This window comes from Pseudomonas sp. PONIH3 (genome assembly GCF_002934345.1).
GTDB lineage: Bacteria > Pseudomonadota > Gammaproteobacteria > Pseudomonadales > Pseudomonadaceae > Aquipseudomonas > Aquipseudomonas soli.
Genome location: NZ_CP026386.1, coordinates 5414627 through 5430381, shown reverse-complemented (window position 1 = coordinate 5430381; position 15755 = coordinate 5414627). Strand labels below are relative to the sequence as shown.

Here is a 15755-nt window from a genome sequence, read left to right as displayed (position 1 = left end):
CACTTGCGAGGAACGACGAGATGCATGAAATCCCGAATCTTCCCTTCCCAAGCCTGAACCCTGAAGAGCAATCCGTTGCTGTCCACGCTGAACCGACGCCCGGCGTCGAGCAGGACGGTGACGATCAATCCAGCGCCGACCAGGAATAGCCGCGCACCCCTGCGACAGTGTGAAAACGGCTGACCTGCGGGATATCCCCGTCATCACGTTTTCACACCGCCAGCTCCCCACCAGTGTGTGGTGCCCTGGCACCGCCCTGGCCGTACCCGGTTTCGACAGACTGACGCCTTTCACACAGCGGAGGCCGCCATGTCACGTCGCTCGACCCTCGATTCTGCCGAAAGGGCTAGGATTCGCGCACTTACCCCGGCACAGGTCGTTGTCATCAGTGAGCTTTCCGGCGCACAAGACGTCGCCACCTCACTGAGCGACCATTTTGATCGAGCATTCGATCTTGGCGCACTTTACCCGTCAACGCTGCTTGACCTGGAGCTTGAAGGCGCCCTGGATGCAGCTCTGGCCAAGGACAGCGCTAAACAGCACCTTAATCATTTTCTAGGGCGTGAAACGTCCCTGCAGGTGAACCTGGACGATTGCGCGCTGTTTTATGCAAGCTTGGCCAGACAGCTCATCAAAGACGCCGACACCCACAAGTTTCCCGAACTGCTTCCACGAGCGCATCTGGACGCCTCTTATGCAGTCTGCAGCTTTGGCCAAGCACTTTGGCACCATTACCCGAGTCTCAGACGGACGGACGCCTATCTCATAGCAACGCTGCTGCTTCGCGGCCAACTGACCGCAGCATCCAACCGCGGCTGGCACGCCCCCCTGGAAACCAGCAAGTACCTTGATCTCCCGCTCCTCGCCGGCCACCTGTTCGCACATGCTCCCGGCAGCAGCCTGTTCGAAAAGCTGCTCAACCAAGCGCAGGCGTCGTTCTACTACCAAGGATTGCGATACAGGCATCCCACCACTCGCGAGCGCGAGGCGGGCGGGCTGGCGAACCCTTCTGGGCGCATCGCAATGGACGGTTCGGCCCTGAATGCACCGCCTGGACAGGTCGTCGAAGCGCTGCTTGGCGCCAGAGCTTTCGAACGCCTGGGCCAGCGCCTGGCGACGGCAGCCCAAGGGGACTACACCCCGACAACCGCTGCACTGCATCGCGCCCTCGCTGAGCAGGCGCTGATCGATGCACTCTATCCAGCGGAGCAGCGCCGACCAGGCCACATTCTGGATTTCGAGCTGTTCAATGCCCATAACAAGTACGAACACTTCAGCGAGATTCGGCTCGACCTGGTCAACAGTCTCTACATGCATCTCGGCGGTGTACCCGCCATGGCGGAAATCGCCGCCGAACTGCTGATACGCCGTTTCGCGCCAGAATTGCTGATCGACGATGACTCCCCTGACTATCTGTATGAGCCCGACTTGCGCTGGGCCAACCTGCGCCAAGGCGCCTACCTGTTGCAGGCCCGGCGCAAACCGGTGACCTTCGACGCTGCGGAGGGCGCCACCAACCTGCCTGAGAAGGACACCGCGGTGTTCGAACGGGTTCTGGCCCAAACCCTCGCTGAGTGGGCGCAGTTGCAGGGTATCCTCACCGAGTCGCCGCCATGGTCGCAATCACACTGGCAACAGGCTTATGACCACTACCTCATTGCGTGGGATCGAGAAAGCTTGCGGGACCTGCCTGATCGTTTCGATCTTGCCAGCTGGCAACTACGCCAGGCGGGGATCGCGCCTGACAGCAGAAATGCGGACAAACAGTTGCACCTCAACGCTTATCTGGACCACGGCGCTGGCTACCAGCACAGCAAACTGCCTGACGCCACGGCACTCTACGACCATGAATTCAAGGCGTGGCAACGACGCGCCCAGGCAGTCTACGAAGACATGATGCACCGCTTGCTGCGCCATCTTCCGCAAACGGCTCAGCGCCAATTGCGTGACGGCAGGTGGCAGTGCCATGCGGTCACTTGGCCGACCTACATAGGTCCTGTCAAAGGCGGCATTCCCAGGCAGGAACACTCGCCGGCCTCTGACTGGAAGCCAGAAATCGGCACCCAAGGGATAGTCGTCTATCTTCCCGGGGAGGCGGCAGATACCCTTTATGAACTGTTTCCGGAAACATTGAAATGGCGCCGCCACGTCGTTACCGCACAGCGGCGCGCGGTATGGACCGCAACACTTCATTTCGACTACCGGGAGTACAACGAAGTCGATCTCCCCTGGCACACCAGCTCCATTGCAGAAACTGTCGCGCTGGCCAGTGCACCGAACGAAGACCGGTTGCAGGCACTGGCCCGCTGTTACGCCACTTCGGTGGCCCTGGGGAACCGCGATGAGCTTTACAGCAGCGGCAAGGGCGCAACGCCTCTCGAACTTTTTCTTGCCGAAAAGCGCAAGGACAGCACGGGGCGCTATCTGTTAAGACTGCTCTCCAACAGTGTGCCAGGACTCAGCTGCGCGGACGTTCGCAGTGGTACCGAAGCCCTGAGCTGCGGCTTGGACGCCCTTGGCGCCCTGGGCTCAACATTTGCCCTCGGTGGGCGCATCATAAGGCCCCTGGCGAGGCTATATGGTATGGCCGGCAAGAGCGCCAGCGCCATGCGCCTTGGAATGCTGCAAGCCGCCAGGTACTGGAAAGACCAGCCGATACCCGCCAAGCTGTATCGCCATGGCGCAGGCTCCGGAAGCTGGAGCGGCGCCCTCGATGAGAGTGCCCGCGCACAGCTCGGCGCAGTACTCCCTCAAGAAAAACTGCTACCCGGCCATAAACCCGATGTCATCACGCTGCTGCTCGGCGAAGGCGAGGATATCACCCGGGCCTGGGACAAGACGTCCAACCCGGTGGTCTACCCGATCTTTATCCTCCGCGACCCTGATCATGTAGACGCAATCATCAATGGTGTCGCCTACCGCCACCGGATCGGTCAATCCGCAGGCTTGGCCCAGCGTGTACCACAGACGCCATTGCTGTGGTCACAGCCCCCTGTGCGCCTGCCCCCCCCTTACCCCGACGCGCCACCACAGGGGATTGCGATACAGCTGGCGCCTGTTGCCAACCAAGCCGGCACGCCAGCGTACGGCCAGCAGGTCAGCCGGGCATTCGAGACCATTCGCATCGAACCAGTACCGATCACCTACCGGGCGAACGGCGCGAACAGCGATAGCGTTGCCCACGTCATGATCAGGGAGAACCGGCTGGTGCAGTACACCGAGGAAGTGATGCCCAACAGGGGCCGCCACACCCAACGCTTGATTCTCAAACCGTTGAGTGATGAAGACGCCGATTTGATGGGGTTACCCAACATTGCGCACTGTTACAACGAGGGAGTGCCTGGCTACCCCCTGAGCGAGCACTGGTTTGGCCTACCCGCCTCCATGACAGCCGACCAAGTCGCGCTGCTCACCGGCCATTGCCCACCCGTAAGGCTTGGCAGGCTGAGCCGAGTGCTCGCTGATCGGCGTACCTTGCGCGGTGCTCGCGTACACTATCGCGATCGGGACTGGTTGCTGGTCGAAGCCGATACCGGCGTATTCTATGGCACACCTTTCGATTTCGAGGCTTGGCAACGCAGTCAGGTAGCAGCCCTGCTAAATGGCACGCTGAGCCCTACCCGATATCCCGTGCCAGAGCAAAGCACACGCCTGACATTCACCCGGGTCACTAACCTCGACGCCATCACCCAGTATCTTGACGTCAGCGAAACCTATCGAATAGTGGCCTCTCGACCTGACCTGCAACAAGACATCGACAACCTCGCAGGCTTGTTGCGCGACTGGATGCGCCACCAGCGACGCACCGCGCCCCCCACCGGGCCGACCGCCCTGCATAGTGCGCTCGACCAAATGGAGGAATCGCAGTACCCACTCTTCGCACGTAATATTCTGACATCAGCCCATGCCCAGGATGGCCTGGCCGGTTTTTCACTCACCGACGTGATGGGGCTGAACAAATCAATCATCCCCCGCTTCCATAACCTGGCCAGGTTCACCACCGTGGAGCAATTGCATGTAAACGGCATCCTCAATCGGTTGCTGCCGGCCTCAGGCACACGTGCCGAGTACGCCCCGATGACCCTAGCCCAGATGCTCACTGATGACGGCATGGAACAATTGAAGCAACATCTGTCGGGCGCCAACCTGGCCTTCGCCACAGTCACCTTCGGCAACGGCAATCGCCGCGTGTACTTCGCACTTTCCGGCGGCCGGGCCAGAAGGGGAATCATTGTCACCACCCCTGCGCCCGGCCAGCATCCACCTATCGACTACATCGACGCCCGCGCACGCATGCAGGGGGTGGACCCGGACCCACGCTTCACTCATCTCCCGGTATTGCGACGCGCCAACTGGCTGACCATCAGGAACCACCGCCGCCACCTGGACTCCGAGCGCCTGATCGCCTCGACGATCAACCAGGACCTTCTCAACCGGCCCGACGACGTGGCCAGCATCAAGGTCTTCACCCTGATGGATACTTGCCGCTCCTGTGGCGGCTTTGTCCTCCCCCGCCTACGCCTTGACTACCCGAATGCCGAGTTCAGCGTCAGTTGGCTGCTGCCGTACAACAACTGACGCTTGCGAGAGAATCTGGCGGTGGTCAAGGCGGCCATCGCTTCCAACGAAATCCTTCATCTACAAACCTTGGCCTGCGCGGCTATGATGTCCCGGCATTCGCTTTATCGGTTCCGGAACCTCTCATGCCCGAGCATCGGCCTTCATCCCTCGCGACCACGCCCCAGGTGGTCGCCATTGTCCTGTTCACCTTCATCGGCTACCTGAGCATCGGCATTCCGCTGGCCGTGCTGCCCGGCTACGTACACAACGAACTGGGTTTCAGTACCGTGATTGCGGGCCTGGTGATCAGTGTGCAGTACCTGGCCACCCTGCTCAGCCGCCCCACCGCCAGCCGCGTCATCGATAACCTCGGTAGCAAGAAAGCGGTCATGTACGGCCTGTTCGGCTGCGGCCTGAGCGGCGTTTTGATGCTGGCCTGCAGCTTCCTTACCCACCTGCCCTGGATGAGCCTGGCTTGCCTGTTCGTCGGCCGCCTGGTGTTGGGCAGCGCCGAAAGCCTGGTGGGATCGGGTTCAATCGGCTGGGGGATCGGGCGGGTCGGCTCGCAGAACACTGCCAAGGTCATTTCGTGGAATGGCATCGCCAGTTATGGCGCACTGGCCATCGGCGCGCCACTGGGGGTGCTGATGGTCAAGCAACTGGGCCTGTGGAGCATGGGCGCGAGCATCATCCTGCTGGGCGCGCTCGGCTTGCTGCTGGCCTGGCCCAAACGCGCCGCGCCGGTGGTCGCCGGCGTTCGCCTGCCGTTCCTGCGGGTGCTGGGAAAAGTGTTCCCCCATGGAGCTGGCCTGGCCCTGGGCTCGATCGGCTTCGGCACCATCGCCACCTTCATCACGCTGTACTATGCCAGCCGCGATTGGCCAGACGCCGCACTGACCTTGAGCCTGTTCGGCGCCAGCTTCATCTGTGCACGACTGCTGTTTGGCCACCTGATCAACCGTATCGGCGGTTTTCGCGTCGCTGTCGCCTGCCTGTCGGTGGAAACCCTGGGATTGCTGATGCTATGGCTGGCGCCGACGCCCGGATTGGCCCTGGCGGGTGCAGCGTTGAGCGGTTTCGGGTTCTCGCTGGTGTTCCCGGCACTGGGGGTGGAGGCGGTCAACCAGGTATCGGCGGCCAACCGCGGCGCGGCGGTGGGGGCCTACTCGCTGTTCATCGACCTGTCGCTGGGCATCACCGGACCGTTGGTGGGCGCCGTTGCGGCTGGCTTCGGCTTTGCCTCGATGTTCCTGTTTGCGGCTGGGGCGGCGGCGTGCGGGCTGGTGCTGAGCCTGTACCTGTATCGCCAGGCGCGGCGGATGCGCCAAAGTGCACATCAATCCTGATTCGGCTGTAGCTTCACCGGCCTAATCGCCAGCAAGCCGGCTCCCACAGGGTTAGCGCATGTCTCGGGCTTATGCGATCAGAGTGGGAGCCGGCTTGCCGGCGATTGGGCCGCATAGCGGCCCCGACAATATCACTAGCGCTGCGCGAACTGCAGCACTACCTCCAGCGGGTGGCGCAGTTGCTTCTCGGTCATGCGCTTGACCTGGCTGCGGCATGAATACCCAGTCGCCAGGGCCTCCCCCGCCTTGTCCAGCTTGGTCGCCCAAGACTGCTCGAAGATGGTCTTCGAGACCTCCTGGTTACGCGCCTCGTGCCCATAGGTACCAGACATACCGCAGCAGCCGGTGGCCTCGGTGACCAGCTTCAACCCCAGGCGGGCGAATACCTGCTCCCACTGCCTGGTACTGGCCGGCACATTGGTCTTCTCGGTGCAGTGGGCCATCAGGCGGAAGCTGTCGGCCTTGAACGGCGCCTGCTCGGGCAGCACGTTCATCAGCCACTCCTGGGGCAGCAGTACCGACGGGCACTCCACGCCATCGACCTTCTGGTACTCCTGGCGATAGACCAGGGTCATCGCTGGGTCCAACCCCACCAGCGGCACGCCGCAGTCGGCCAAGGCCTTGAGCTGGGTGGCGTTGCGGACCGCCGCCTTGGCGAAGGCACCGAGAAAACCCTGCACATGCAGCGGCTTGCCGTTGGCGCTGTAGGGCGCGAGGAACACCTTGTGCCCCAGGCGATGGGCCAGCTCGATGAACGAGGCCAGCAGTGGCGTCTCGAAATAGCGCGTGAAGGCGTCCTGCACCAGCACGATGCTGCGCTCGCGCTGGGCCGGGGTCAGCTCACGCAGCGCGGGCACGCTGGCAACCTGAACCCGGCAACGGGTCAGGGTGGCCTGGAAGTTGAAACGACTGATCAGCGGGCTGTCGACCATGCCGACCTTGTCCGCCAGCAGCCTGCTCACCCACTTCGAGCCCATCACCGCGTTGTACAGGCCCGGCGCATGAGCCAGGTACGGGATGGTGAACTCCAGCGAGCCGATCAGGTAGTCGCGCAGCGGACGCTGGTAGCGGCCGTGATACAGCTCGAGGAAGCGTGAGCGGAAATCCGGCACGTTGACCTTGATCGGGCACTGCCCCGCGCAGGACTTGCACGCCAGGCAACCGGCCATGGCGTCGTACACCTCGTGGGAGAAGTCGTGCTGCCCCTGCCGTTGCGCACGGCTGTTGCGCAGCCGCGCCGGCAACCCCTTGAGCCAGGAGGCCTTGCGCTGGGCGGCGGCGAGCACATCGATGTTCGCCTCGCCCTGCAGGCGCAGCCACTCACGGATCAGCGAGGCACGGCCCTTGGGCGAGTGCTGGCGTTCGCGGGTGGCCTTCCACGACGGGCACATGGCGTCGTTGGGGTCGTAGTTGTAGCAGGCGCCGTTGCCGTTGCAGTGCACTGCGCTGCCGAAGCTCTGCCACACGCGCTCATCGATGCTGCGGTCCAGGTCGCCGCGCAGGGTCACGCCATCCACCGAGGTCAGGCCTTCGGCGCTGTCCGGTGGGGTGCAGATCTTGCCCGGGTTGAGCTGGTTGTGCGGGTCGAACGCGCCCTTGAGCCGCTGCAGCGCCGGGTACAGCTCGCCGAAGTACTCCGGCACGTACTCCGAGCGCAGGCCCTTGCCGTGCTCGCCCCACAGCAGGCCCCCATAGCTCTTGGTCAGCGCCGCCACGGCATCGGAGATCGGCTTGACCAGCGCGGCCTGGGCCGGGTCTTTCATGTCCAGCGCCGGGCGCACGTGCAGCACACCGGCATCGACATGGCCGAACATGCCGTAGGCCAGGCCATAGCCATCGAGCAATGCACGGAAGTCGGCAATGTAATCGGCCAGTTGCTCCGGCGGAACCGCGGTGTCCTCGACGAACGGCTGCGGGCGCACTTCACCCTCTACGTTGCCCAGCAGCCCTACTGAGCGCTTACGCATCACATAGACGCGGGTCACCGCTTCGGCGCCTTCGGCGAGGGTGTGGCCCAGGCGCTCGACACTCTTGTCCGCCTGCAGGTGCGCGACGAAGGCCTGGACCCTGGCGTTGACCTCGTCCGGTTCGTCACCGCAGAACTCCACCAGGTTGATGCCCAGGGTCGGGCGCTCGGGGTCGGCCGGGAAGTATTCGGCGACGCTGTGCCAGACGATGTCCTTCATCGCCAGCATCAGCACCTTGGAGTCTACGGTCTCGATCGACAGCGGCTTGTGCGCCATCAGCGCATTGGCGTCGCGTAGGGCGTCCATGAAGCTGGTGTAGCGTACGTTGACCAGCACCGCGTACTTGGGGATCGGCAACACATTGAGCTTGGCCTCGACCACATAGCCCAGCGAGCCCTCGGCCCCGCACAGCACGCTGTTGAGGTTGAAGCGGCCCTGATCGTCGCGTAGGTGCGCCAGGTCGTAGCCGGTCAGGCAGCGGTTGAGCTTGGGGAAGGTGCTCTCGATCAACTCGCCCTGGGTTTCCTGGATCTCGCGGGCCATGCGGTACACCTCGCCGACCCGGCCTGGGGCGGCGCAGGCCTGCTCCAGCGCCGCATCGTCGATCGGCAGGCTGTGCAGGCGCTCACCGCCGAGCAGCACGCTGTGCAATTCGAGCACGTGGTCGCGGGTCTTGCCGTAGGTGCAGCTGCCCTGGCCACTGGCGTCGGTGTTGATCATGCCGCCGACGGTGGCGCGGTTGGAGGTGGACAGCTCCGGGGCGAAGAACAGCCCGTGGGGCTTGAGCGCGGCATTCAGCTGGTCCTTGACCACACCCGCCTGCACCCGAACCCAGCGTTGCTCAACGTTGATTTCAAGGATGCTGTTCATATGCCGCGACAGGTCGACGACGATGCCGTCGGTCAGCGACTGGCCGTTGGTGCCGGTACCGCCGCCACGCGGGGTCAGCTTGATGTCACGAAAACGCGGCTCGGCCATCAGCGTGGCGACCCGCGCCACGTCGTCGACGTCCAGCGGGAACACCGCCGCCTGGGGCAGGCGCTGGTAGATCGAGTTGTCGGTGGCCAGCACGGTGCGGGTGCCGTAGTCGGCGCTGATCTGGCCACGGAAGCCGCTGTTCTTCAGGGCGTCGAGGAATTCGGGGTATTGGGCGGCGGGCGCGCGGGGCGGCAGCTGGGCGATCATCGAAGGATGCCTCTTTGATATCGGCTAATTCACGGAAATCTTGTCGCTCCGGTATGAATGGATCATGGGAGGATTTCGAATACGTCAATGTTCCTGTAGTTTCGCGCCAGGGGCAAACGGATATTCCTGCCGCTATCGATGAGCTTTATGAATGAATTACCGCCACCTCACCCCTTCGATGTCGCTCCTTCTGGCTTTCGAGGCCGCCGCGCGGCATGAAAGCTATACCCGCGCCGCCGCCGAGCTGTCGCTGACCCAGAGCGCGGTGAGCCGGCAGGTGCAGGCACTGGAGCAACAGCTGGGGCTCACCCTGTTTCGCCGCGAGGGGCGTCAGGTGCAACTGACCGACGTCGGCCGCCTCTACCAGCGCGAACTCAGCGAAGCCCTCGGGCGCATCCGCAGCGCCACCCTGCAGGCCTTGGCCTATCAGTCGGGCGTCGGAACCCTGCGCCTGGCAACGCTGCCGACCTTCGGCTCGAAATGGCTGCTACCGCGCCTGCATGCCTTCTACGGCGCTCACCCCGGCATGCTGGTACACATTCATTCACGTATCGAAGCCATCAACTTCGACACTAGCGAAATCGACGCGGCCATCGGCGTTGCCAGCCACGACCTGCCCGGACTGATCTGCCATCGCCTGCATGCCGAGGAATTGGTGGTGATCCTGCCGCCCGAAGCCAATGCGGATGGCCAATGGAGCCCGCAAAGGATCAGCGAGGAAGTACTGCTCAACGTCGCCAATAACCCCCATGCCTGGGGCGAGTGGTTTTCCCACCATGCCCTGCCCCACCGGGCGATGCGCCTTGGGCCAAGTTTCGAGCTGACCTCGCATTTGATACAGGCGGTTCGGGCAGGCATAGGCATTGGCCTGGTGCCCAGGATCCTGGTGCAGGAGGAACTGGCCAGCGGCGAACTGTTCAGCCCGGGCACACCGTTTGCCAGCCAGCGTAGCTACTACCTGATCTATCCACCCAGGAACGAGGCATTGCCATCGTTGCGAGCGTTTCGTGGCTGGTTGCTCGAACAGATCTGAGGCCTGCACAGGCAACAAAAAACCCGATGCCGGTTATTCGGCATCGGGTTTTTTGTTGGTGCGCCTCAGCGCTTACTTGGCGATGCTGCCGGCAGCGCCATTGGCCTGGGAGCCACGCTTGCTCTTGAGCTGGTAGGCCACATACATCACTACCAGCCACACCGGCATCGCGTACACCGACACCTGGATGCCCGGAATCTGCAGCATGATGCCCAGGATCAGCACCACGAACGCCAGCACCAGGTAGTTGCCGTAAGGGTACCACAGGGCCTTGAACAGCGGCTTCTGGCCGGTGCGGTCAAGGTGTTGGCGGAACTTGAGGTGCGAGTAGCTGATCATCGCCCAGTTGATCACCAGGGTCGCCACCACCAGCGACATCAGCAGCTCCAGGGCATTCTGCGGCATCAGGTAGTTGAGCAGCACCGCGATCAGGGTCACGGCTGCCGAGACCAGGATCGAACGTACCGGCACGCCGCGGCGGTCGACCTTGGCCAGCGCCGCCGGCGCATCACCTTGCTCGGCCATGCCCAGCAGCATGCGGGCGTTGCAGTAGGTGCCGCTGTTGTACACCGACAGCGCCGCGGTCAGGACCACGAAGTTCAGCAGGTGGGCCGCCACGTCGCTGCCCAGCAACGAGAACACCTGGACGAACGGGCTGCTGCCGTAGCTGCCGCCGGAGGCGTCGATGCTCGCCACCAGGTTGTCCCATGGGGTCAGCGACAGCAGCACTACCAGGGCGCCGACATAGAAGATCAGGATGCGGTAGATGACCTGGTTGATCGCCTTGGGGATCACGGTCTTCGGCTTGTCGGCCTCGGCGGCGGTGAAGCCGAGCATCTCCAGGCCACCGAAGGAGAACATGATGAACGCCAGCGCCATCACCAGCCCGCTGACACCGTGCGGGAAGAAACCACCATGGGCCCACAGGTTGGTCACCGAGGCTTCAGGACCGCCGCTGCCGCTGGTCAGCAGGTAGGCACCCAGGCCGATCATGCTGACGATGGCCACCACCTTGATGATGGCGAACCAGAATTCGGCTTCGCCAAAGAACTTCACGTTCATCAGGTTGATCGCGTTGATCAGCAGGAAGAACGCCGCCGCGGTTACCCAGGTCGGGATTTCCGGCCACCAGTAGTGGACGTACTTGCCCACCGCCGACAGTTCCGACATGCCCACCAGGATATACAGCACCCAGCAGTTCCAGCCCGACAGGAAACCGGCGAAACCGCCCCAGTACTTGTGCGCGAAATGGCTGAAGGAGCCGGCCACCGGCTCTTCGACGATCATCTCGCCGAGCTGGCGCATGATCATGAAGGCGATGAAGCCGCAGATCGCATAGCCGAGGATCATCGACGGACCGGCGGACTTCATCACGCCGGCCGAGCCCAGGAACAACCCGGTGCCGATGGCGCCGCCCAAGGCGATCAATTGGATATGGCGGTTCTTCAAGCCACGCTTGAGTTCGCCGGACTGTGAGTTATGTCCACTCATGAACGAAGTCACCTGCTTGTTTTTATCTGTGACGGAATCGGACCCACCGCACTCGTGGCGCAGCGGAATGGGCAAGGTGGTTACCTTGGATACTTGTGACGGGCAGTCGCTCGTGGCCTTGGTGGCCAGGGGCGGATCAACCGGGTGTCAGCAAGCGTGCGCGGTACGCAAGGGAGTCACAGGTAAAACGCGGCGCATTGTATACCCCTGCAAACGCGCAGGCGTCAACGCGTTGCATCGTTTCCTGTGGAAAAAACGCAGCGTTCCTGGGGTGAAGGCCTGAAAAGGCGGAGTGATCGGCGTGCATGGCGCCTCCATTTTGTTGTTTTAAGTGCCTGGCGATCCTGCCTGGCTCTGCACACGGCAATGGCGCTATCTCAGCGCCTGGGCGGGGGTTTGGGAAGGGGGTGGAGAGGGCCGGGGAGGCTCTGGCGCGCAGGCTTTGGAAAGATTTTGTGACGAAGAATGGAAAAGCACAGCTAAGCCGGGCAAAACGCCCAAAAACGTATAATTTTCTTTACAAGGTGGTTTGAAAATTTGCCACTAGTCGGGAAATTTTCTGTCCGTTCAAGTACTTGGGGCCGCCTTGCGCCCCATTGCGGGGCAGGCCCGCTGCCTCGATGCGCACACTATTCGTGGGAGCGGCTTGCCCCGCGATGGGCCATTTACCGCAGGCACAAAAAAGCCAGCCCGAAGGCTGGCTCTCTCGCTACCGGGCCGAATCAGCCGCGCGGCTTGCCGCGACCACGACCTGCCGGCTTGTCGCCTTCAGGACGGGACGGACGCTTGCGCATCTCGCTCGGACGCTCGGCCACCGTGCTGCCGCGGTTGCCCTTGCGCGGCGCTGCGTCTTCACGCGGCGCACGTGCCGGACGCTCGGCTTGGCCTTCGGCGGCAGGACGCAGGGTGCGCACGCGCTCGCCACGCCCCAGCGGACGGGTCGACTTGCGCTGCAGGCGCTCGAGCTTGTCCTTGGCCTTGAGCTTCATTTCCGGCAGTGCCACCGGCTGCAGGCCGACTTCCGCGGCGAGAATGTCGATCTCGCCCTGGCTCATTTCGCGCCAGCGGCCCATCGGCAGGTCGGAGTTGAGGAACACCGGGCCGAAACGCACGCGCTTCAGGCGGCTGACCACCACACCCTGGGATTCCCACAGGCGACGCACCTCACGGTTGCGTCCTTCCATCACCACGCAGTGGTACCAGTGGTTGAAGCCTTCGCCACCTGGCGCCTTCTGGATATCGGTGAACTTGGCCGGGCCATCCTCGAGCACCACGCCGGCCTTGAGCCGGTCGACCATGTCGTCGTCGACTTCGCCGCGCACACGCACTGCGTACTCGCGGTCCATTTCATAAGACGGGTGCATCAGGCGGTTGGCCAGCTCACCGTCGGTGGTGAACAGCAGCAGGCCGGTGGTGTTGATGTCCAGGCGGCCGATGTTGATCCAGCGGCCCTCTTTCGGCCGCGGCAGGCGGTCGAACACGGTCGGGCGGCCTTCCGGGTCGTCACGGGTGCAGATCTCGCCGTCGGGCTTGTTGTACATGATTACGCGGCGGGTCGCCTCGGCGGCTTCGACGCGCTTGATCAGCTTGCCGTCGACGGTGATGGCGTCGTGCAGGTCGACGCGCAGGCCGAGGGTGGCCTCGACGCCGTTGACCTTGATCCGGCCCTGGCCGATCCAGGCCTCGACGTCACGGCGCGAGCCGACGCCGATGCGCGCCAGCACCTTCTGCAGCTTTTCGCCGGACGGCGGGGTAGGTTGTTGGTCTTGCAGGTCTTTGTCACTCATCTGGGCACCTCCCGGTGTAGTAGTGAAAGCGGGCGCGCATCATACGCGGTTCAGCAAGGGAACGCACTGGAGGGTAGAAGGTTTTTGCCGATCGTTCAGCAGATTCCGCCCAAAGGCGCAAGCCAGCTTCCACAGAGTTAGGTTGTCAGGCCTTTGGTTCGTCCTCGGGCTCGGTGGAAGCCTCATCGCGCAAATCATCGAAATCAATCTTGAGCCCTTCTTCCATTGCGTCGAGCTCCACCAGCAGCGAGCGGAAGCTGGTCTCCTCCTTCGGCTCCATTTCCTCGCCCTCCTCGCCCAGGCTGGCATCGGCCAGGGCTTGCAGGTGTGCGGGTACCGGCGCATCGTCCGGATCGACCTCGGGTTCCACCTCCAGCTCGCGCAGCTCGACCAACGCCGGCAGCTCATCGAGGCTCTTGAGGTTGAAATGATCGAGGAATGCCTTGGTGGTGGCGAACATCGCCGGTCGCCCGGGCACCTCGCGGTAGCCGACGATGCGGATCCACTCGCGTTCCATGAGCGTCTTGATGATGTTGCTGTTGACCGCCACACCCCGCACGTCCTCGATCTCGCCACGGGTGATGGGCTGGCGGTAGGCGATCAGCGCCATGGTTTCCAGCAGCGCGCGGGAATAGCGCTGCGGACGCTCCTCCCAGAGGCGGCCGACCCAGGGTGCGTAGTCCTCGCGGATCTGCAGGCGATAGCCGGTCGCTACTTCCTTGAGCTCGAAGGCGCGGCCAGCGCAGGACTTGCCCAGCACTTCCAGGGCCTTCTTGAAAACGGCGGGGGCCGGGCGCTCGGCCTCCTCGAACAGCTCGTACAGGCGCTCGAGGGATTGCGGCTTGCCCGAGGCAAGCAGGAAGGCCTCGATCAGCGACGCCAGTTCACGGGGTTCGTTCAGGTTCATCGATAGTTGTCAGGTCATTCTGCCCGGGCACGGACGTGAATCGGGGCGAAGGGCTCATTCTGCACCAGTTCGATCAAGGATTCCTTCACCAGCTCGAGAATCGCCATGAAGGTCACCACCACGCCGAGCTTGCCTTCCTCGCGGGTGAACAGCTCGACGAAGGGCACGAAGGCACCGCCCTTGAGGCGGTCGAGCACTTCGCTCATGCGTTCGCGGGTCGACAGCACCTCGCGGGTGATCTGGTGGCTCTCGAACAGGTCGTTGCGGTGCATGACCTCGGCCATGGACAGCAGGATCTCTTCCAGCGCCACCTCCGGCAACAACTTGCGCACCTTGGCTTGCGAAGCCTCCAGGCGCGGCACGACGACTTCGCGTCCGACCCTGGGCAACTCATCGATACCTTCGGCGGCGGCCTTGAACCGCTCGTACTCCTGCAGCCGGCGAATCAGTTCGGCGCGCGGGTCGCCCTCCTCCTCCTCGACCTCGCCGGAGCGCGGCAGCAGCATGCGCGACTTGATCTCGGCGAGCATGGCGGCCATCACCAGGTACTCGGCCGCCAGCTCCAGGCGCACGCTCTTCATCAGCTCGACATAGCTCATGTACTGGCGAGTGATCTCGGCCACGGGGATGTCGAGAATGTCCACGTTCTGCTTGCGGATCAGGTACAGCAACAGGTCCAGCGGGCCTTCGAAGGCTTCGAGGAAGACTTCCAGGGCATCCGGCGGGATGTACAGGTCGACCGGCATCTCGGTCAGGGCTTCGCCGTAGACCAGGGCCAGTTGCAGCTGGAACGGCGTCTGCGCCTCTGTGGCCGGCGCCTCGGGGGCTTGTACCTGGCTCACGCGTTGACCAGGAACGGCGTCGGATCCCCGCAGCCTTCACGGATTAGCTCGGGCTCGTCACCGGACAGGTCGATGACGGTCGAGGCCTTCAGGTCGCCGAAGCCGCCGTCGATGATCAGGTCGACGTGGTGCTCCAGGCGCTGGCGGATCTCGTAGGGGTCGGTCATCGGCTCCTCGTCGCCCGGCAGGATGAGGCTGACGCTCATCAGAGGTTCGCCCAGTTCCTCGAGCAGGGCCAGGACGATGGGGTTGGACGGCACGCGCAGGCCAATGGTGCGGCGCTTGTCGTGCATCAGCAGGCGCGGCACCTCGCGGGTGGCGTTGAGGATGAAGGTGTACGGGCCCGGAATGTGGGCCTTGAGCAGGCGGAACGTCGCCGTGTCGATCTTGGCGAAGGTGCCCATCTCGGACAGGTCGCAGCACAGCAGGGTGAAGTTGTGGTGCTTGTCCAGCTGGCGCAGGCGGCGCACGCGCTCGATGGCAGCCTTGTCACCGATCTGGCAGCCCATGGCATAGGCCGAGTCGGTCGGATAAACCACCACCCCACCCTTGCGGATGATCTCGACAGCCTGTTTGATCAGGCGCGGCTGCGGGTTCTCCGCATGAATCTGGAAAAATTGGCTCACGAAGTCGTCCT

The 15755-nt window shown here is 63.4% G+C and carries 10 protein-coding genes; 4 read left to right on the top strand and 6 right to left on the bottom strand.

The genetic code is table 11. From position 1 onward, the window contains the following. Window positions 1-20: 20 nt before the first annotated feature. From C3F42_RS30005 to C3F42_RS25085, 3 genes are all read left to right on the top strand, one after another. A complete protein-coding gene (locus C3F42_RS30005; RefSeq protein ID WP_023628479.1) occupies window positions 21-149 on the top strand; it encodes a hypothetical protein in 129 nt (42 codons plus the stop codon). A 160-nt stretch (window positions 150-309) separates the two neighbouring features. Further along, on the top strand, window positions 310-4578 hold the full coding sequence (locus C3F42_RS25090; RefSeq protein ID WP_094011861.1) for a deaminase domain-containing protein: 4269 nt from the start codon (window positions 310-312) through the stop codon (window positions 4576-4578). 125 nt (window positions 4579-4703) lie between these two features. Continuing rightward, window positions 4704-5906 carry an MFS transporter gene (locus C3F42_RS25085; RefSeq protein ID WP_038706578.1) on the top strand — a complete coding sequence of 401 codons (1203 nt, stop codon included), beginning with the start codon at window positions 4704-4706 and terminating at the stop codon, window positions 5904-5906. A gap of 134 nt (window positions 5907-6040) precedes the next feature. Here the strand turns inward: C3F42_RS25085 and C3F42_RS25080 are convergent, their stop codons facing one another. Beyond that, window positions 6041-9058: an FAD-binding and (Fe-S)-binding domain-containing protein gene (locus C3F42_RS25080; RefSeq protein ID WP_094011860.1), complete on the bottom strand. Its 3018-nt coding sequence runs from the start codon at window positions 9056-9058 to the stop codon at window positions 6041-6043. Between the two features lie 151 nt (window positions 9059-9209). Here C3F42_RS25080 and C3F42_RS25075 point away from each other — a divergent pair, with 151 nt between their 5' ends. Next, the gene (locus C3F42_RS25075) at window positions 9210-10091 is read left to right on the top strand and encodes a LysR substrate-binding domain-containing protein (protein ID WP_038706580.1); all 882 of its coding nucleotides are present in this window, start codon (window positions 9210-9212) and stop codon (window positions 10089-10091) included. A gap of 72 nt (window positions 10092-10163) precedes the next feature. On the opposite strand, the gene C3F42_RS25070 is transcribed toward C3F42_RS25075, so the two are convergent. The 5 genes from C3F42_RS25070 to C3F42_RS25050 form a co-directional block, all read right to left on the bottom strand. Beyond that, the gene (locus tag C3F42_RS25070; protein ID WP_023632492.1) at window positions 10164-11582 is read right to left on the bottom strand and encodes an amino acid permease; all 1419 of its coding nucleotides are present in this window, start codon (window positions 11580-11582) and stop codon (window positions 10164-10166) included. A 722-nt stretch (window positions 11583-12304) separates the two neighbouring features. Beyond that, on the bottom strand, window positions 12305-13369 hold the full coding sequence (gene rluB / locus C3F42_RS25065; RefSeq protein ID WP_038706581.1) for a 23S rRNA pseudouridine(2605) synthase RluB: 1065 nt from the start codon (window positions 13367-13369) through the stop codon (window positions 12305-12307). 145 nt (window positions 13370-13514) lie between these two features. Then, window positions 13515-14276, bottom strand: coding sequence for an SMC-Scp complex subunit ScpB (gene scpB / locus C3F42_RS25060; protein ID WP_094011859.1), 762 nt, complete (start codon window positions 14274-14276; stop codon window positions 13515-13517). 14 nt (window positions 14277-14290) lie between these two features. Beyond that, window positions 14291-14989 carry a ScpA family protein gene (locus tag C3F42_RS25055; RefSeq protein ID WP_177410857.1) on the bottom strand — a complete coding sequence of 233 codons (699 nt, stop codon included), beginning with the start codon at window positions 14987-14989 and terminating at the stop codon, window positions 14291-14293. Window positions 14990-15114: 125 nt separating this feature from the next. Further along, a complete protein-coding gene (locus tag C3F42_RS25050) occupies window positions 15115-15744 on the bottom strand; it encodes an L-threonylcarbamoyladenylate synthase (protein WP_094011886.1) in 630 nt (209 codons plus the stop codon). Window positions 15745-15755 lie beyond the last annotated feature (11 nt).